Origin of the sequence: Comamonas sp. 17RB, assembly GCF_030056555.1 — a bacterium.
Lineage (GTDB): Bacteria > Pseudomonadota > Gammaproteobacteria > Burkholderiales > Burkholderiaceae_C > Comamonas > Comamonas terrigena.
On the sequence record NZ_JASHHY010000006.1, the window covers coordinates 82,708 to 98,475 of the forward strand.

15 protein-coding genes are annotated in these 15,768 nt (G+C 65.0%); 8 read left to right on the forward strand and 7 right to left on the reverse strand.

Translation table 11 applies throughout. The annotated features are described in order from the left end of the window. Positions 1 to 64: 64 nt before the first annotated feature. The 4 genes from QM470_RS12040 (at position 65) to QM470_RS12055 (ending at position 4,553) form a co-directional block, all read left to right on the forward strand. Positions 65 to 1,264, forward strand: coding sequence for an ABC transporter substrate-binding protein (locus QM470_RS12040; RefSeq protein WP_066539295.1), 1,200 nt, complete (start codon positions 65 to 67; stop codon positions 1,262 to 1,264). An 82-nt stretch (positions 1,265 to 1,346) separates the two neighbouring features. After that, on the forward strand, positions 1,347 to 2,540 hold the full coding sequence (locus QM470_RS12045; RefSeq protein ID WP_283339437.1) for an ABC transporter substrate-binding protein: 1,194 nt from the start codon (positions 1,347 to 1,349) through the stop codon (positions 2,538 to 2,540). Between the two features lie 120 nt (positions 2,541 to 2,660). Further along, positions 2,661 to 3,545, forward strand: coding sequence for a branched-chain amino acid ABC transporter permease (locus tag QM470_RS12050; RefSeq protein ID WP_066539293.1), 885 nt, complete (start codon positions 2,661 to 2,663; stop codon positions 3,543 to 3,545). Positions 3,546 to 3,560: 15 nt separating this feature from the next. Beyond that, positions 3,561 to 4,553, forward strand: coding sequence for a branched-chain amino acid ABC transporter permease (locus QM470_RS12055; RefSeq protein WP_280010965.1), 993 nt, complete (start codon positions 3,561 to 3,563; stop codon positions 4,551 to 4,553). A 200-nt stretch (positions 4,554 to 4,753) separates the two neighbouring features. Here QM470_RS12055 and QM470_RS12060 read toward each other — a convergent pair whose 3' ends face one another. Continuing rightward, positions 4,754 to 5,956 (reverse strand): lipocalin-like domain-containing protein, encoded by a 1,203-nt coding sequence (locus QM470_RS12060; RefSeq protein WP_283339438.1) that lies wholly within the window; start codon positions 5,954 to 5,956, stop codon positions 4,754 to 4,756. Continuing rightward, positions 5,953 to 7,047 (reverse strand): PLP-dependent cysteine synthase family protein, encoded by a 1,095-nt coding sequence (locus tag QM470_RS12065; RefSeq protein WP_283339439.1) that lies wholly within the window; start codon positions 7,045 to 7,047, stop codon positions 5,953 to 5,955. The genes QM470_RS12060 and QM470_RS12065 overlap by 4 nt, the downstream gene beginning before the upstream one ends. Positions 7,048 to 7,205: 158 nt before the next feature. Here QM470_RS12065 and QM470_RS12070 point away from each other — a divergent pair, with 158 nt between their 5' ends. Next, a complete protein-coding gene (locus QM470_RS12070; RefSeq protein WP_283339440.1) occupies positions 7,206 to 7,847 on the forward strand; it encodes a DUF924 family protein in 642 nt (213 codons plus the stop codon). A gap of 383 nt (positions 7,848 to 8,230) precedes the next feature. After that, positions 8,231 to 8,461 carry an HP1242/YdcH family protein gene (locus tag QM470_RS12075; RefSeq protein ID WP_283339441.1) on the forward strand — a complete coding sequence of 77 codons (231 nt, stop codon included), beginning with the start codon at positions 8,231 to 8,233 and terminating at the stop codon, positions 8,459 to 8,461. Between the two features lie 274 nt (positions 8,462 to 8,735). On the opposite strand, the gene QM470_RS12080 is transcribed toward QM470_RS12075, so the two are convergent. The 5 genes from QM470_RS12080 to QM470_RS12100 all read right to left on the reverse strand — a co-directional run bounded on the left by QM470_RS12080 (position 8,736) and on the right by QM470_RS12100 (position 13,630). Beyond that, positions 8,736 to 9,845, reverse strand: coding sequence for an acyltransferase family protein (locus tag QM470_RS12080; RefSeq protein WP_283339442.1), 1,110 nt, complete (start codon positions 9,843 to 9,845; stop codon positions 8,736 to 8,738). A 549-nt stretch (positions 9,846 to 10,394) separates the two neighbouring features. After that, on the reverse strand, positions 10,395 to 11,303 hold the full coding sequence (locus QM470_RS12085) for a transporter substrate-binding domain-containing protein (protein ID WP_283339443.1): 909 nt from the start codon (positions 11,301 to 11,303) through the stop codon (positions 10,395 to 10,397). Positions 11,304 to 11,526: 223 nt separating this feature from the next. Beyond that, the gene (locus QM470_RS12090) at positions 11,527 to 12,363 is read right to left on the reverse strand and encodes a tRNA-uridine aminocarboxypropyltransferase (RefSeq protein WP_283339444.1); all 837 of its coding nucleotides are present in this window, start codon (positions 12,361 to 12,363) and stop codon (positions 11,527 to 11,529) included. Between the two features lie 149 nt (positions 12,364 to 12,512). Then, entirely contained in the window at positions 12,513 to 13,124 is a 612-nt protein-coding gene (locus tag QM470_RS12095; protein ID WP_283339445.1) for a class I SAM-dependent methyltransferase, read from the reverse strand. Between the two features lie 332 nt (positions 13,125 to 13,456). Continuing rightward, positions 13,457 to 13,630, reverse strand: coding sequence for a hypothetical protein (locus QM470_RS12100; RefSeq protein WP_283339446.1), 174 nt, complete (start codon positions 13,628 to 13,630; stop codon positions 13,457 to 13,459). Between QM470_RS12100 and QM470_RS12105 the strand changes: the two genes are divergently transcribed. After that, positions 13,629 to 14,606 carry a Bug family tripartite tricarboxylate transporter substrate binding protein gene (locus QM470_RS12105; RefSeq protein WP_283339447.1) on the forward strand — a complete coding sequence of 326 codons (978 nt, stop codon included), beginning with the start codon at positions 13,629 to 13,631 and terminating at the stop codon, positions 14,604 to 14,606. The genes QM470_RS12100 and QM470_RS12105 overlap by 2 nt on opposite strands. Before the next feature lie 464 nt (positions 14,607 to 15,070). Continuing rightward, on the forward strand, positions 15,071 to 15,697 hold the full coding sequence (locus QM470_RS12110; RefSeq protein WP_283339448.1) for a PadR family transcriptional regulator: 627 nt from the start codon (positions 15,071 to 15,073) through the stop codon (positions 15,695 to 15,697). The last annotated feature ends 71 nt before the right edge of the window (positions 15,698 to 15,768 follow it).

Here is a 15,768-nt window from a genome sequence, read left to right on the forward strand (position 1 = left end):
TGCTAAGCGCGTGAAGCGTGCCGAGCAGCCTGAAATCAGCATAAATACAAGGAGACCGTAGACCATGCAGAATTTTTCGATGAAAGCCCTCGCTCTGGGTCTGGCCGCTGCAGGCCTGCTGGGTGTGAACGCCCAGGCGCAAGAGAAGGTGAAGATCGGCTTCATCACCGACATGTCCAGCAACTACGCGGACGTGGACGGCAAGAACGGTGCCATCGCCATCCAGATGGCGATCGATGACTTTGGCGGCAAAGTGCTGGGCAAGCCCATCGAGCTGCTGACCCAGGATCACCAGCACAAGCCCGACATTGCCGCCACCAAGGCGCGCGAATGGATCGACACCCAGAACCTGACGATGCTGCTGGGCGGCACCAATTCCGGCGTGGCCCTGGCCCTGGCCAAGGTGGCCAACGAGAAGAAGCGCGTCTACATCAACAACGGCGCCGGTGCCTCGGCCCTGACCAACGAGCAGTGCACCCCCTACACCGTGCACTACGCCTACGACACCGTGGCCCTGGCCAAGGGTACGGGCGCAGCCGTGGTGGAAAACGGCGGCAAGAGCTGGTTCTTCCTGACGGCGGACTATGCCTTCGGTCACTCGCTGGAAGCCGACACCGCTGCCGTGGTCAAGGCCAAGGGCGGCCAGGTGCTGGGCCAGGTGCGCCACCCGCTGAACGCCTCGGACTTCTCCAGCTTCCTGCTGCAGGCACAGAACTCCAAGGCCCAGATCCTGGGCCTGGCCAACGCCGGCGGTGACACCATCAACGCCATCAAGGCGGCGCGCGAGTTCGGCATCAACAAGACCATGAAGATGGCCGGCCTGCTGGTGTTCCTGACCGACATCCACAGCCTGGGTCTGAAGAACACCGAAGGCCTGCTGCTGACCACCAGCTGGGACTGGAACCTGAACGACGAAACCCGTGCCTTCGGCAAGAAGTTCATGGCCAAGACTAAGCGCATGCCCACCGATGTGCAGGCTGCCAACTACTCGGCCGTCACCAACTACCTTAAGGCCCTGGAAAAGTCCGGCACCACCGATGCCGACAAGGTCATGGCCACGCTCAAGAGCACGCCGCTGAAGGACTTCTACGGCCAGGGCGTGATCCGTCCCGATGGCCGCTATGCCCACGACATGTACCTGATGCAGGTCAAGTCGCCCAAGGAATCCAAGGAAGCCTGGGACTACTACAAGGTGGTCACCAAGCTGTCGGCCGACCAGGTGTGGACCACCAAGGCAGACAGCAAGTGCGCTCTCTGGAAGTAAGGCCCACGCGCCGGGCCGTCTGAAGGACGGTCCGGCAGCGGGCGCAGTGTTCGATCGGTAGACCCCTATGAGGAGACAGGCGATGAAGCACAAGCTCGGTAAGTTGGCATTGGCGCTGTGCGCCGCAGGTGTGGCAGTGGGCGCGGCCGCGCAGGAGAAGGTCAAGATCGGTTTCGTGACCGACATGTCCAGCCTGTACGCGGACGTGGAAGGCAAGAACGGCGCGCTGGCCATGCAGATGGCCATCGACGACTTTGGCGGCAAGGTGCTGGGTCAGCCCATCGAGCTGATGAGCGCCGACCACCAGAACAAGGCCGACATCGCCGCCTCCAAGGTGCGCGAGTGGGTGGACACGCAAGGCATCACGCTGATCATGAGCGGCACCAACTCGGGCACGGCCCTGGCGGTGGCGCAGGTGGCCAACGAGAAGAAGCGCGTGCACATCAACAACGGCGCGGGCTCCTCGGCCCTGACCAACGAGCAGTGCAATCCCTACACCATCCACTACGCCTACGACACCGTGGCCCTGGCCAAGGGCACCGGTGCGGCGGTGGTGGAGCGGGGCGGCAAGGACTGGTTCTTCCTGACGGCGGACTATGCCTTCGGGCAGGCGCTGGAAGCCGACACCACCAAGGTGGTGCAGGCCAAGGGCGGTAAGGTGCTGGGCTCGGTCAAGCACCCGCTGAACGCCTCGGACTTCTCCAGCTTCCTGCTGCAGGCGCAGAACTCCAAGGCCCAGATCCTGGGCCTGGCCAATGCCGGCGGGGACACCATCAACGCCATCAAGGCGGCGCGCGAGTTCGGCATCAACAAGACCATGAAGACCGCCGGTCTGCTGGTGTTCCTGACCGATATCCACTCGCTGGGCCTGAAGAACACCGAAGGCCTGCTGCACACCACCAGCTGGTACTGGGATATGAACGATGCCTCGCGTGCTTTCGCCAGCAAGTTCATGGCCAAGACCAAGCGCATGCCCACCGATGTGCAGGCGGCCGACTACTCGGCGGTGATGAACTACCTCAAGGCCGTGCAGGCCGTGAAGACCACCGACCCGGAAAAGGTCATGGCCTACCTGAAGAGCACGGAGCTGAACGACTTCTACGCCAAGGGCCGCATCCGTCCTGACGGTACCTATGCCCACAACATGTACCTGGTGGAAGTGAAGGCGCCCAAGGACTCCACCAAGCCCTGGGACTACCTGAAGGTGCTGCAGACCCTGCCGGCCGACCAGGTGTGGACCACCAAGGCCGAAACCAAATGTGCGCTCTGGAAATAAGCCGCAGCCGCCGCGCCTGAGTGCCTAGGCACCCAGGCTGCGGTCCGGTCCTGTGCCCTGCGGGCGCGGGGCCGGCGCCACCAGGGCATCCCCCCTCTTTTCCCTTTTGTGTCGTTTCCCATGGAAATCTTCGGTGTGTCATTGCCGGGCCTGATGAGCCAGCTGTTGCTGGGGCTCGTCAACGGCTCGTTTTACGCGATCCTGAGCTTGGGCCTGGCCGTGATCTTCGGTCTGCTCAACGTGATCAACTTTGCGCACGGCGCGTTGTTCATGCTCGGGGCGATGGTCACCTGGATGGCCATGAACTATTTCGAGATCAACTACTGGGTCATGCTGATTGCGGCCCCGTTCATCGTCGGGCTGTTCGGTGTGTTCATTGAGCGGTTCCTGCTGCGCTGGATCTACAAGCTTGATCACCTCTATGGCCTGCTGCTGACGCTGGGGCTGTCGTTGCTGATCGAAGGCGTGTTCCGCTCCGTCTACGGCGTCTCGGGCCTGGGCTACGACACCCCTGAGGCCCTGACCGGTGCCACCGACCTGGGCTTCATGATGCTGCCCAACTACCGCGCCTGGGTGGTGGTGGCCTCGCTGGTGGTGTGCGTCGCCACCTGGTATGTGATTGAAAAGACCCGCATCGGCGCCTACCTGCGTGCCGGTACCGAAAACCCGCGCCTGGTGGAAGCCTTCGGCGTCAACGTGCCGGTGATGATCACGCTGACCTACGCCTTCGGCGTGGGCCTGGCCGCCTTTGCCGGCGTGCTGGCTGCACCGGTCTACCAGGTCACGCCGCTGATGGGGCAGAACCTCATCATCGTGGTGTTCGCTGTGGTGGTGATTGGCGGCATGGGCTCCATCATGGGCTCCATTCTCACCGGTCTGGGTTTGGGCGTGATCGAAGGCCTGACCAAGGTCTTCTGGCCCGAAGCTTCCTCCACCGTGGTGTTCTTCATCATGGTCATCGTTCTCCTGATCCGCCCCGCCGGCCTGTTCGGCAAAGAAAAGTAAGCAGGGGCCAGCCACATGAACTCCAAGAAACTCGCTTTTACCGGCTACGGCCTGCTGCTGCTGGGCCTGATCGTGGCCCCCTTCTTCGGGGCCTACCCGGTGTTCGTGATGAAGCTGATGTGCTTCGCACTGTTCGCCTCGGCCTTCAACCTGCTGCTGGGCTACACCGGCCTGCTGTCCTTCGGCCACGCGGCCTTTCTGGGCGGTGCGGCCTACGTGGCCGGCTATTCCATCAAGGCCTGGGCGTTTACGCCCGAGCTGGGCCTGATCCTGGGCACGTTGGCCGGGGCCTTCATCGGTCTGGTGGCCGGCTGGCTGGCCATTCGCCGCCAGGGCATCTATTTCTCCATGATCACGCTGGCGCTGGCGCAGATGCTGTTCTTCGTCTTCCTGCAAGCCAAGTTCACGGGTGGGGAAGACGGCCTGCAAGGCGTGCCGCGCGGCAAGATGTTCGGCGTGATCGACCTGTCCAGCGACCTGACCATGTACTACGTGGCCCTGGTGATCGTGGCACTGGCTTTCCTGCTGATCGTGCGCACCGTGCATTCGCCGTTCGGCCAGGTGCTCAAGGCCATCAAGGAGAACGAACCGCGCGCCATCTCGCTGGGCTATGACGTCCACCGCTTCAAGCTGCTGGCGTTTGTGCTGTCGGCCGCGCTGACCGGCCTGGCCGGTGCGCTCAAGACCGTGGTGCTGGGTTTTGCCACCTTGTCGGACGCGCACTGGACGACCTCCGGCCACGTGATCCTGATGACGCTGATGGGCGGTTTGGGCACGCTGTCCGGCCCTATCGTCGGCTCGGCCGTGGTGGTGGCGCTGGAAAACAAGATCGGCGACTTCGGCAGCTTCCTGGCCAAGCTCACCGGCGTGGAGTGGTTCTCCACCTTGGGTGAATCGGTGACCATCGTCACCGGCCTGATTTTTGTGATCTGCGTGCTGGCTTTCCGCCGCGGCATCATGGGCGAAATCATTGCCTGGCTGACCCGCCGCAAGAACGGGACAGCGTGAGGGGCTGAGGAGACCCTGCTGAAAGGCCTGCGGGCCTTGCACGGACCACGCCACGCACCTGGGTGCGTGGCGTTTGTTTTTTGGGGGGGGAAAGTGTTTCGGCTCCCAGGGGCAGGAGGCGAAGGAGCAGGGGGGGCCGTGCATGCCCGCGCGGAGAGGGCGGCTACCGCCTCCGTTCAGCGTACAACCGGCCCAGACCCCTACATCTTCAGCCGGCTGGCATAGCCCGTCATTTCCAGGTAGCCCCGCCCCACCAGCGGCAGCTGGTCGTCCAGCGCATCGCCCCCGGGGGGCAGCTGCAGCAGATCGCTCAGCCCCTCCCAGTACACGGCGCCGGTGGTGGCGCGGCTGTCCAGTTCCTGGGCGGCCACCTGGGCGCGCACCACATAGCGCCGGCCGGGCGTGTCCACGCGCCAGCGCACGGGGTAGCGGGCCTGGCTGGCCGGGCTGGTCCACCAGGCCAGCGGGGTGAACTGCACCTCCTGGTCGGCAAACACCTGCGGACTGGCACCAGATGTGCGCAGCGAGCCGCCGCCCCACAGGGCCGAGCCATCGCGCCGGCGCAGGTGAAAGGCGGTGAGGGCGCTGCCATCGGTCAGGTTCATGCCGATCCAGTCCCAGCCTTCGGCCTCGGGGTGCATCAGCGCCGTGCTGCATTCGTGGTCCAGCCAGGCACGGTTGTGCAGTGCCGCGGTGGCGTTGGCGGCCACGGGGTCGATGGCCAGCTTCTGGCCGCGCACGGTGATGTGGCCGGTCACGGCCAGCTGGGGCTGGCTGTAGTAGTAGCTGGCCTGCTCCGGCAGAGGGCCTTTGCGGGACAGGCCGCCCCGGCCCTGCAGCAGCACCGGCTGGGTGGTGGCCAGCTCCAGCTCCAGCGCAAAGTCGGCGGCCTGCAGCTTCGCGCTGTAGCGGCTGGCCTGGGCAGCGCTCTGGCCGGGGACAGGCTGGCGGGCCAGGCGCCAGTCCTGGATGTGCACGGCCGTGTCCTCCAGCGCCGCCTCGGCCAGGCCAAAGCCGGCGCGCGCCATGCGCTGGTCGTGCAGCAGCACCTGGCCCTGCACATCACACAGCGCCACATGGGCGAACAGCAACTGCTGGGCGGCAAAGGCGGAACGCAGGCCCTGTGCCGCGTCCACCCGGCTGCGGAAGAACGTCAGCTGAAAACCCCAGGGCCGCCCGCCGGCCTGCACATGGCCGGTGATGTACCACCACTCGGTGCCCAGATCGGGGTGGCTGCCAAAGTCGCGCGGAAAAGCCAGTGTCCTGGCCGGCAGGGCCCAGGCGCTGGCCAGGGGCAGCAGTGCGCCGGCGCCTCCCAGCAACCCCAGTGCACCCAAGGTGCGCAGTGCATGGCGGCGGGGCAGGGACGGCGCGTTCGGCGCAAGAGGGGGCCGTACGCTCATACCCAGCGCTGCACCTGGCCCTGGCGGTCCAGCAATTGCTGCAGCCGGGCCAGTGCCGGGGCCACATCGCCCAGTTGCTGTTGCACCCACTGCGCATCGTGGTAGGTGCACAGATAGCGTTCACCGGCATCGCACAGCAGCGACAGGATGGAGCCCTGTTCACCGCGGTCGCGCATTTCACAGGCCAGGCGCAGCATGGCCACCAGATTGGTGCCGGTGGACGGGCCCACGCGCCGCCCCAGCAGCTGGCCCAGCAACTGCATGGCGGCGATGGATGCCAGGTTGTCCACTTCTTCCATGCGGTCCACCAGCGAGGGAATGAAGCTGGGCTCCACACGCGGGCGGCCGATGCCTTCGATGCGCGATCCGCAGGCGGTGAGCGTGGCATCCCCGGTACGGTGGTAGGCGGAAAACACGCTGCCTTCGGGGTCGGCCACACAGACCTGGGTGGAGAGGCTCTGGTAGCGCACCCAGCGGCCGATGGTGGCACTGGTGCCGCCGGTGCCGGCGCCCACCACAATCCAGCGCGGCACCGGGTGGCGTTCGCGCTGCATCTGGCTGAACATGCTTTGCGCGATATTGTTGTTGCCGCGCCAGTCGGTGGCCCGCTCGGCATAGGTGAACTGGTCCATGTAGTGGCCGCCGGTGTCGTGCGCGATGCTGCGGGCTGCGTCATAGACCTCGGCCGCGCTGTCCACGAAATGGCAGCGCCCGCCGTGGAATTCGATCTGCGCCACCTTCTCGGCCGAGGTGCTGCGCGGCATGACCGCCACAAACGGCAGATCCAGCAGCCGGGCAAAGTAGGCCTCGCTGACGGCGGTGGAGCCGCTGGAGGCTTCCACAATCGTCGCGCCCTCGCGTATCCAGCCATTGCACAGCGCATACAGAAACAGCGAGCGCGCCAGCCGGTGTTTGAGGCTGCCGGTGGGGTGGGTGGATTCGTCCTTCAGATACAGGTCGATGCCGCAGCGGGCAAAGCCGGGCAGGTTCAGCGGGATCAGGTGGGTGTCGGCACTGCGCTGGTAGTCGGCCTCGATGCGGGCGATGGCGTCGTGGAGCCAGCTGGACGGGATGGGGAGAGCGGCTTGCATGGTGCCCATTGTGCAATGGGCGGGAGACCGATCCGGGCCAGGCCGTTGGTGCAGTGCCGTAGTGCGGCATGCCGTGGCGCTATTGCGGACGTACTACCATGGTGTGCGGCCGCACAGACCGGCGGCATGCTCACCGATACCGAAGAAAGGATATAGACATGGCTTTCACCCTGCATGCGGGCAATCCGCCGCTGGACCCCCGGCTGGCACAGGTGCTGGAGTACTGGTTGGGCGCCGAGCAGCCCACCGACGCCACGGCACTGGCGCGCAAGCAGCTGTGGTTCAGCAAGGATGAAGCCGTGGACGAGGAAATCCGCCACCGCTTTGGCGCCGTGATGCAGGAAGCCCTGAGCGGCCGCCTGAACGGCGATGCCGCCACCCCGCTGGGGCGGCTGGCGGTGATCATTGTGCTGGACCAGTTCATGCGCAACGCCCACCGTGGCACGCCCAAGAGCTTTGCCGGCGACCCATTGGCATTGCAGCTGGCGCTGGAGGGCATTGCCCAGGGCCATGACACCGACGACCGCATTCCGCCGGTGGCACGCATCTTTTTCTACCTGCCGCTGGAGCATGCCGAAGACCTGGCCATGCAGCAGCACAGCGTGGTGGCCTTTGAGCAGCTGGCGCAGGAGGCGGGGCCCGACACGCGCGATTTCTTTGCCGTCACCGCCGATTACGCCCACCGCCACCGCGACGTCATCGAGCGCTTTGGCCGTTTCCCCCACCGCAATCCCATTCTGGGACGGGCGAGCACGGCCGAGGAAAAGGTCTACCTGGCCCAGCCCGGCGCGGGCTTCTGAGCACGGCCCGGCATCGCCCGCTCTCACAAGTCCTCGCAAGGCCATGGTGCCGCAGTCGGGTGCATGCCCGCGCTGCGCTGCCTGGCGCGCGGTGCCACGCCTGCGGCATCTGGCTGGTGGTGTACTGCGGGGAATTCCGCCCAGGGTGTGCTCCGGGGACGGACGTGCACACGGATAGCGGTTGGGTCATCTGCAGTCGGTGCAAGTGGATGATTTGAAAGTGTTTTGTGTTGTATCAACCACCCCGTCCGCACCTCGGGAATGGGCTGCCATGGCGGCCATTGCTGGGTAAGATGAAACGGCAGCCCAGGTCAGTCTGTCCTTGGAATGCACCCGGGCCTGCACACCACCCCCCTCTCGCCGACCCAAGCAAAGGAGTGATGATGTTTCCTGAGTTTCGCGAACAGATTGCGGACATGCGCGCCAACGACCGCCATTTCAGCCGCCTCTTCGAACAGCACAATGCGCTGGACCATGAGATCAAGAATCTGGAAGACCGGCGTACGCCCAGTCTGCACACCCAGATTGAAAAGCTCAAAAAGGAAAAGCTGCTGATCAAGGAAAGGCTCTACACCATGCTCAAGGGCTGTACCAGCGGTACTGCGCCTGCGTGAGATGGTGCAGCGCCTGCAGCGCTGGCGCTGCGTGCCCGGTGTCCGCGCGTGCACCACGGTGCACAGGCGGGCAGGGGACATGACCTTGCTGCGGCGCCGTCTTTGCCCGGTAGCCAGGGCTGAAGGCCCGTCTCCCATGTGGGGGCAGCATCCGCCCCAGGGCCGGCGCAAGCGGGTCAACGCCCCATGAAAAAAGGCAGCTTTCGCAAGAAAGACTGCCTTTGTGTTATCGGCTTCCCGTGCTTCCCGGTTCCTGGCCGGTGAAGCAGCGCGGTCAGCGGCCGCGTGGAGCGGTTTCCATGTTGGCTGCCTCCACCTTGCCCGTGTCGGCAGCCGTCTGTGGGCGGCTCTGGGGGATGGCATCGCGGCGGCGCAGTGCCCAGCGTTCGATGGTGTAGAACGACAGGGCGGCCAGGGCGGTGGAGATGACAAAACCCAGCAGCACGGTGACCGGCCAGGCGAATTCCGCACGCAGCCAGCGCACCACGGGGTAGTGCCACAGGTAGATGCCGTAGGACAGCTTGCCGATGTAGACCAGCCAGGGGGCAGACAGCATCTCATAGACCAGTCCCTGGCCGGGCAGCACGGCCAACAGCACCACCAGAGCGGCCATTTCCACCACCGTCAGTCCCCACACCATGGGGCCCATGTCGCCCCATTCCATAGCCATCAGCAGCGGCACGGCCAGCGGAATCCACATCAGGCGCGGCAAGTGCTGCTGCAGGCGCTCCAGCAGCGGGTGGCGGTCCAGCACCAGGGCCGCCAGCAAGCTGCCCAGCAGCAGGCCCGTGGTGCGGGTGTCAAAGCGGAAGAACACCGCATAGAACTCCTGACCCAGCATCACCCACAGCACGCGCCAGGCCCAGCCCAGCACGAACAGGGCCGCAATCGCACGCCACAGCGTGCCCGGGCTGCTGCGGCGGGCCAGCCACAGCAGGGCAATGGGCCAGACCAGGTAGAAATGTTCTTCCACCGACAGCGACCACATGTGCAGCAGCGTGTCCGGGCTGTCGAAGAAGGCAATGCCGTAATCGGCCAGGTACAGCAGCGACACCAGGGCATCGCTGTACACATCCTCCAGATCGGGCCAGACCAGGGGCGCCAGCAGCGCGTAGGCGGCCAGAAACACGGCCAGCGGCGGCATCAGCCGGTAAAAGCGCCGACGGTAGAACTCCCAGAAGTCGACGCGGCCTGTGGCCTGTATTTCCTTGAGCAGCAGCGAGGTGATCAGATAGCCGCTGAGCACGAAGAATAGGTCCACGCCAAAGAATGCGCCGTCGAACATGGGCGCATGGGCGTGGGAGAGGATGACCAGCAGGATGGCGACCGCACGCAGTCCATCCAGTGCGGGGTTGTAGGCCAGCTTCAAGGGGTTCTGGGGCAAAACGCGGCACCTCCTCGGATCGGGCAGCGTGCCCGGTGTGCAAACAGACAAAGTGCAATCCTGCGCAATGCGCGCCATGGACTGCAGCGTGGCGCCAGGGACGCGGCGCCTCAAACAAGGTGTGGGAGTCCTGGTGCAGCATGTTCCGTACCCAGGGGCAGACAATCTGGACCTGTCCGTCTCCCTGCGCAGTGGCAGCGGATGGACGTCCCACAGCAAAAGCGGGGCCTGGGCGGAGCGCGCCAGGAGGCTTTCACGGCATGCAGACTGAGTGCATGCGCAGCCCTGAAGTTCCGCTGTCCGGTATCCGGCACAGCCCGCAGGGGTGGGCGCATTCTAGCGGCAGCACCCGGGCAATGTCGCTGGACTGTACGCAATGTGACAAACGAGACATTCCCGCAAGATGTGCTTGCAAGTGGCTATGGCGAAAGAGATCGCTCGGCCGCCTGGTCCCCGCATGGGTCCCAGATCCGGGCACTGCGTCGGTACCCGGAGGATGGCCTGCCGTTCCAAAGGTTCGTGCCATCGAGCCCGGGAACAAGGGCGCTGTCAGTGTGCCAGCGGCAGCTGCAGCTGTTCCAGCGGCGTGTCGTCGGGCTGGGCCAGCATGCGCTTGAGGGTCTCGCCCATGGGCAGGTTCAGGTTCACGTTCTTGGGTGGAATCGGCTGGGTGAACCATTTGGCATAGAGCTGGTGGATCTCGCCGCTCTTCATCATCTGGCGCAAGGCCGCATCCACGGCTTTCTTCACTTCCGGGTCACGCCGGGTGAACTGGATGGCAATCGGCTCGGCGCCAATCACCTCGCCCACAATCTTCCAGCCCTGCGGGTTCTTGGACTGGGCGATCACGCCTGCCAGCAGGTTGTCGTCCAGTACAAAGGCATCGACGCGGCCGGCTTCGAGCTGCAGCATGCTTTCAAAATGGTCCTTGCCCATGCGGGTGTCGAACTGGATGCTGTGTGCATCGGCGTACTTGCGCAGAATCTGCACGGCCGTGGTGCCGGTGGTGGCAACCACTTTCTTGCCATTCAGTTGCTGAAAGCTGGTGATGGGCGAATGGGCAGGTACCGCCATGCGCACCTCGCTCACATAGGTGGTCAGACCGAAGGCCACCTGCTCCTGGCGGCGCAGGGTGTTGGTCATGCTGGCGCAGTTGAAGTCGGCCGTGCCGTTGTCGATCAACGGCATGGTGTTCTGGGCTGTCAGCACCATGTACTTCAGCCGGGCCTTGGGCGCAATGGCGTGGATCACCTTCTGGCACAGCTCCAGGTGGTAGCCGGTGAAGGTTTCGTTGGCGTCCAGGGTGTAGACCATGGGAGAGGCGCTTTCGCGCACGCCCACCACCACGGTGCCGCCGTCGCGCCATTTCTGCAAGGTGGCCGACGGCGCGGCATGGACAGACAAGGCACTGGCCGACAGGGCCAGCAGGGCGACAGACCCGGCAAACACAGAACGCATGGCAAAAAAAGGAGGCGCTACCGCGGCAGCGCCTCTCAAAGGAAGTTGGGGGGAGGGCGTCTATTCTTCCAGATGCTTCATACCTTGCAGTGGAATGCTTATGCCCCCGGCCGCGCCGTCGCTGCGGGTGTGGGTGCCGACGCTGCCGGGAAATTACACATCTATGGATGGCGGGCGCCGCAGCAGCGTGTGCGGCCCGCGGATGCCCCGCAGCCGTGGTTCGTCAGCCGGGCTGCCGTGCCGCGGCCTGCTGCAGCTGCTGGTGCGCCGGGCTGTGCAGATCGGCCGGCAACTGGTGTTTGGCCTGCAGGTAGTGGTGGGTGTAGACCTCCAGATACGCTTCCAGAGCCTGGCCGGCGCGCTGGTCGAGCGGGTGGCCGCTCAGCTCCAGGCACAGGGCGGCCACTTCGCTGGTGCAGAAATGGTCGTCGCGTTGGGAGCGGCGCAGGCGGTAGCGGCTGATCTGCTCGGGCTGCAGCCCCAGTACCGGAAAGCGATCCAGATAGGGACTTTTGCGGAACATCTTGCGCGCTTCGGGCCAAGTGGCGTCCAGCAGGATGAACAGCGGCCTTTTTGCTGCAGCCGCACTGGCGGCTTCGCCGTCGTGGCCGGAAACCGGAGCCGATGGCGCGGGGGGCAGTGTCTGCACGGCGCGTTCGGGCGGCTGCACATATTCGCTGGGGAAGACCACATAGGGCTGCCACTGCGGATCGGCCAGCAGCGCCTCCAGGGCCGGATCGATGGCGGTGCGCGCCCAGCCGAAGGCCCAGGTGGACTGCACCACATCGGCGATCAGCCAACCGGTGTTACTGGGCTTGAGCGGTTCGGCGTCGTGCATCAGCAGACAAAAGCCGGCGTGGGTGGGCAGGTCGGGGCGCAGCGCACAGATGCAGTGGCTGGGCCGCAGGCGGCAGCCTTCGCAGCGTTCGCCCTTGGGGCCGCCCCGGGCCAGAAATGGCCGGGTGCTGCGCGCCAGTCGGGCGTCGCGCAGGCGGGCGACCGCATGGGGCGCCACCTGCGGCGGGGTGGTGGCGGAGGGGCTGGCGTGCGGGGACGCCATGCAAGAGGACGGATCAGAGGAAAACGGCACGCTCGCGATTGTCCGCGCAAAGCGGGCCGCACCGGCGCGCATGGGCATGGGGCAGTGCAGAGGCCACCACCGCGGGGGGGGGGGGCCGTGCATGCCTGGGAGAGCAAGGAATGGAGCGTTCAGCCGCCCAGGCATTCCAGCTCGAACAGCGGCAGTTCGGCCTGGCGGCTCAGCCACACGCCGCCGCCCAGTTCCTTGCAAAAAGGCTGCAGGCCACGGCGGTACAGTTCGGCGCGGTGGCGGTACAGGCGGGGGTCGGTCAGCTCTTCGTCGATGATGTCGCGCTCATAGTCTTCGCGCGCCACGGCCTCGATGTACAGGCCCCCGCGCGTGAGACGGCCCAGATTGGCCAGGGCCTTCTTGAGGTCGGCCGGGCTCAGATAGGGCAGCACGCCCTGACAGATCACCAGATCAAACGGCTGGCCGTCGGCCGGTTGCCAGTCCACCACCGAGCCCTGGGCCCAGCCATAGCGTTCGCACAGATAGCTGCTGAACTCCACGCCCTGGTAGCTGGCGCCGGGGAAATGCTGCTGCACCGCATCCCGCCACAGGCCGATGCCGCAGCCCACATCCAGCACGCGGTGCACGGGTACGCGCAGATACGCCAAGTACGAGCAGACAAACGCCCCCAGCCGCCGCGCGTGCTCGGGATCGATCACGCTGGTTTTCTTGTCGAAGTAAAAGCGCTGGTAGTACGCCTCGTCAAACCACTCGCCGCTTGCTGATTGCACGCAGTTTCCTTTGCTGAAGCGCCCATGCGCTGTGGCGGCCGAGTATGGCCCAGGCCGTCTCCACGCGTGGGGCGCTGCGGTATTGCGCACGGCACTGCCGGTGCAGGCTGCCGGGACGAGGGCGGAAGGCATGCACGGCCCCGGGATGGGGCAGACGGACGGGCGGCCGAGCGGGATGCACGGGTTTGCCCGGAAATGGGGCAGGGAACGGGTCAGGCCGGCCTGCGCAGACCGCAGGGTTCTGTCACAAAGAGCCGCTTGCGCGCAGGTTTTGTGCATATTTGAAAAACAGTCTGCACGATTATATAGGCTACCATAAAACCATTATTAATTCAATCTGATAAATACCTATGCGCATTTTCCATGGTGGAGAATGAAGCAGGTAATTTGTTCAGCAAAATCAGCCACCTGCCTGCGCTGGGTGCTATTTGATTTATTGAAATCTGAATAATTTGAATATTCCCTGGAAGGCCTCGCCATTCAAAACTCCAAGGGATATTCAACATGGTTTCTCGTCGCCAATTCCTGGCCGCTGCGGCATTGCCAGCCGCCTTGCCGCTGGCACCCACGGTCTGGTCCCAGTCCAATGTGGTGCGCTTGGTGGTGGGCTTTGCCGCCGGTGGTGCGGCCGATTTTGTGGCCCGCCAGCTGGCGCAGAATCTCCAGGCCGAACTGGGCGCCACCGTGGTGGTGGACAACCGCCCTGGTGCCGGCGGGCGCATTGCGGTGGATGTGGCCAAGAATGCCAAGCCCGATGGCCTGACCCTGCTGGTCACGCCTGGCTCCATCCTCACCATCTACCCCCATGTCTACGATAAGCTCAGCTACCAGCCGCTGCGCGACCTGGTGCCGGTGGCCAACCTCTGCGCTGTGCCCTACAGCGTGAACATCGGTCCCGGGGTGCCAGCCTCGGTCACCACGCTCAAGGAATTTGGCCAGTGGCTCAAGGCCCATCCGCAGCAGGCCAGCTACGGATCGCCCGGCGCCGGTACCACGCCGCACTTTCTGGGCGCCATGTTTGCCGCCAGCGCGGGAGTGGACTATCTGCATGTGCCTTATAAGGGCGGTTCGCTGGCGCTGCAGGACGTCATGGGCGGCCAGCTGACGTCCAGCTTCAATGTGGTCAGCGAGGCCGTGCCCCATGCCGCCAGCCCCAAGCTGCGCGTGCTGGCGGTCTCCAGCCCGCAGCGCATTGCCCAGTTGCCCAAGGTGCCGACATTTGCCGAACTGGGCATGAAGGAGCTGACCAGCCAGGAATGGATCGGTCTGCTGGCCCCCAAGGGCACCAAGCCCGAGGTGGCGGCCCGCCTGCACGATGCCGCCAACCGCGCCTTTGCCCAGCCGGCCGTGCAAAAGGCGCTGGCCGAAATGGCGTTTGGCGTGACCACCGGCACCCAGGCCGAATTTGCCCAGTTGCTCAAAGGGGACCTCGATAAATGGGGCCCCGTGGTGCGCAGCACGGGCTTCAAGGCCGAGGCCTGAGGCCCTGGCGCGCAACAGCGGAGCGGCTGCATAGACAGAAAAGCAGGTATGACTTGCATGAAATATGCAACATGGTTATAATTCGCTCCGTTGTTTGCGCAAACAATGCTGATCTCACGCCAGCACGTCGGGCACCCGACGAGAAAAATACAAGTGACAGCTGCAGAGACGTTCTGCCGTAAAACGGTGATCGCGTAAGAGTCATCGTCCAATACTGAAAGCCCGCACCGGTTCGCCGCTGCGGGCTTTTTCACGTCTGATGCCTTGATTTCGATAGCAGCCTGCATTGATCCCGCCAACTAGAACTGGCCCAAACCGCGGAAGTTCTGCTTGGTGCCGGCTGCGGCAGAGGGCCGAGGGGTGTGACGTAAAGTTGTGTGAATTGCGCTGTGAACGGTATGGAGGGCCTTGAAATCTATCTTTTTAAGATATATCTTAGATACATCTAAACCAAGGAATTCACCATGCATCCCCATCACCATCCCCACCACGCTTTCCACAGCCCGCGCGGCATGCACCATGACGGCGGCGAAGGCAGCCGAGGCCACGGCCGCGAACATGGCCACGGCCATGGCGGCCCTCAGCATGGCCCGGGCGCGGAACGCCACCGCCGCGAGCGCATGTTCGAGGCCGGCGGTCTCAAGCTCATTGCCCTGCACCTGATCGCCCAGCAACCCAGCCACGGCTATGACGTGATCCGCGCCATTGGCGAACTGGTCGGCGGCGACTACCAACCCAGCCCCGGCACCATCTACCCCACCCTGAGCTATCTGGTCGACATGGGCCATGCGACCGCCACCGAAGTGGAAGGCGGCCGCAAGCGCTACGCCATCACACCCGAAGGCCAGGCCGCGCTGCAGGAGCAGGATGGCGCGTTGCAGCAGCTGCTGGCCCGCCTGGCCCACGGCAAGGACCGCGAAGCCCGCCAGCGCCCGGCCGGCCTGGTGCGTGCCATGGAAAACTTCAAGACGGCGCTGCGCCTGAAGACCCACGGCCAGCCCGGCGTGCCGGCCGCGCCGTTGACTGACGCCCAGGTGGCGGCCATCGCCGCGATCCTGGACGAAGCCGCGTTGAAGATCGAAAAAGCCTGAAAGCCCGGCCAGGTCGCCGCCCCTTGCGGACGCGGTCAGGCCGTGCCTTCCCGCCACCGCAAGGGCTGCGG

Coding starts and splice junctions, on each gene's coding strand:
- QM470_RS12040 (WP_066539295.1), top strand. CDS start 65: ATGCAGAATTTTTCGATGAAAGCCCTCGCTCTGGGTCTGGCCGCTGCA.
- QM470_RS12045 (WP_283339437.1), top strand. CDS start 1,347: ATGAAGCACAAGCTCGGTAAGTTGGCATTGGCGCTGTGCGCCGCAGGT.
- QM470_RS12050 (WP_066539293.1), top strand. CDS start 2,661: ATGGAAATCTTCGGTGTGTCATTGCCGGGCCTGATGAGCCAGCTGTTG.
- QM470_RS12055 (WP_280010965.1), top strand. CDS start 3,561: ATGAACTCCAAGAAACTCGCTTTTACCGGCTACGGCCTGCTGCTGCTG.
- QM470_RS12060 (WP_283339438.1), bottom strand. CDS start 5,956: ATGAGCGTACGGCCCCCTCTTGCGCCGAACGCGCCGTCCCTGCCCCGC.
- QM470_RS12065 (WP_283339439.1), bottom strand. CDS start 7,047: ATGCAAGCCGCTCTCCCCATCCCGTCCAGCTGGCTCCACGACGCCATC.
- QM470_RS12070 (WP_283339440.1), top strand. CDS start 7,206: ATGGCTTTCACCCTGCATGCGGGCAATCCGCCGCTGGACCCCCGGCTG.
- QM470_RS12075 (WP_283339441.1), top strand. CDS start 8,231: ATGTTTCCTGAGTTTCGCGAACAGATTGCGGACATGCGCGCCAACGAC.
- QM470_RS12085 (WP_283339443.1), bottom strand. CDS start 11,303: ATGCGTTCTGTGTTTGCCGGGTCTGTCGCCCTGCTGGCCCTGTCGGCC.
- QM470_RS12090 (WP_283339444.1), bottom strand. CDS start 12,363: ATGGCGTCCCCGCACGCCAGCCCCTCCGCCACCACCCCGCCGCAGGTG.
- QM470_RS12105 (WP_283339447.1), top strand. CDS start 13,629: ATGGTTTCTCGTCGCCAATTCCTGGCCGCTGCGGCATTGCCAGCCGCC.
- QM470_RS12100 (WP_283339446.1), bottom strand. CDS start 13,630: ATGTTGAATATCCCTTGGAGTTTTGAATGGCGAGGCCTTCCAGGGAAT.
- QM470_RS12110 (WP_283339448.1), top strand. CDS start 15,071: ATGCATCCCCATCACCATCCCCACCACGCTTTCCACAGCCCGCGCGGC.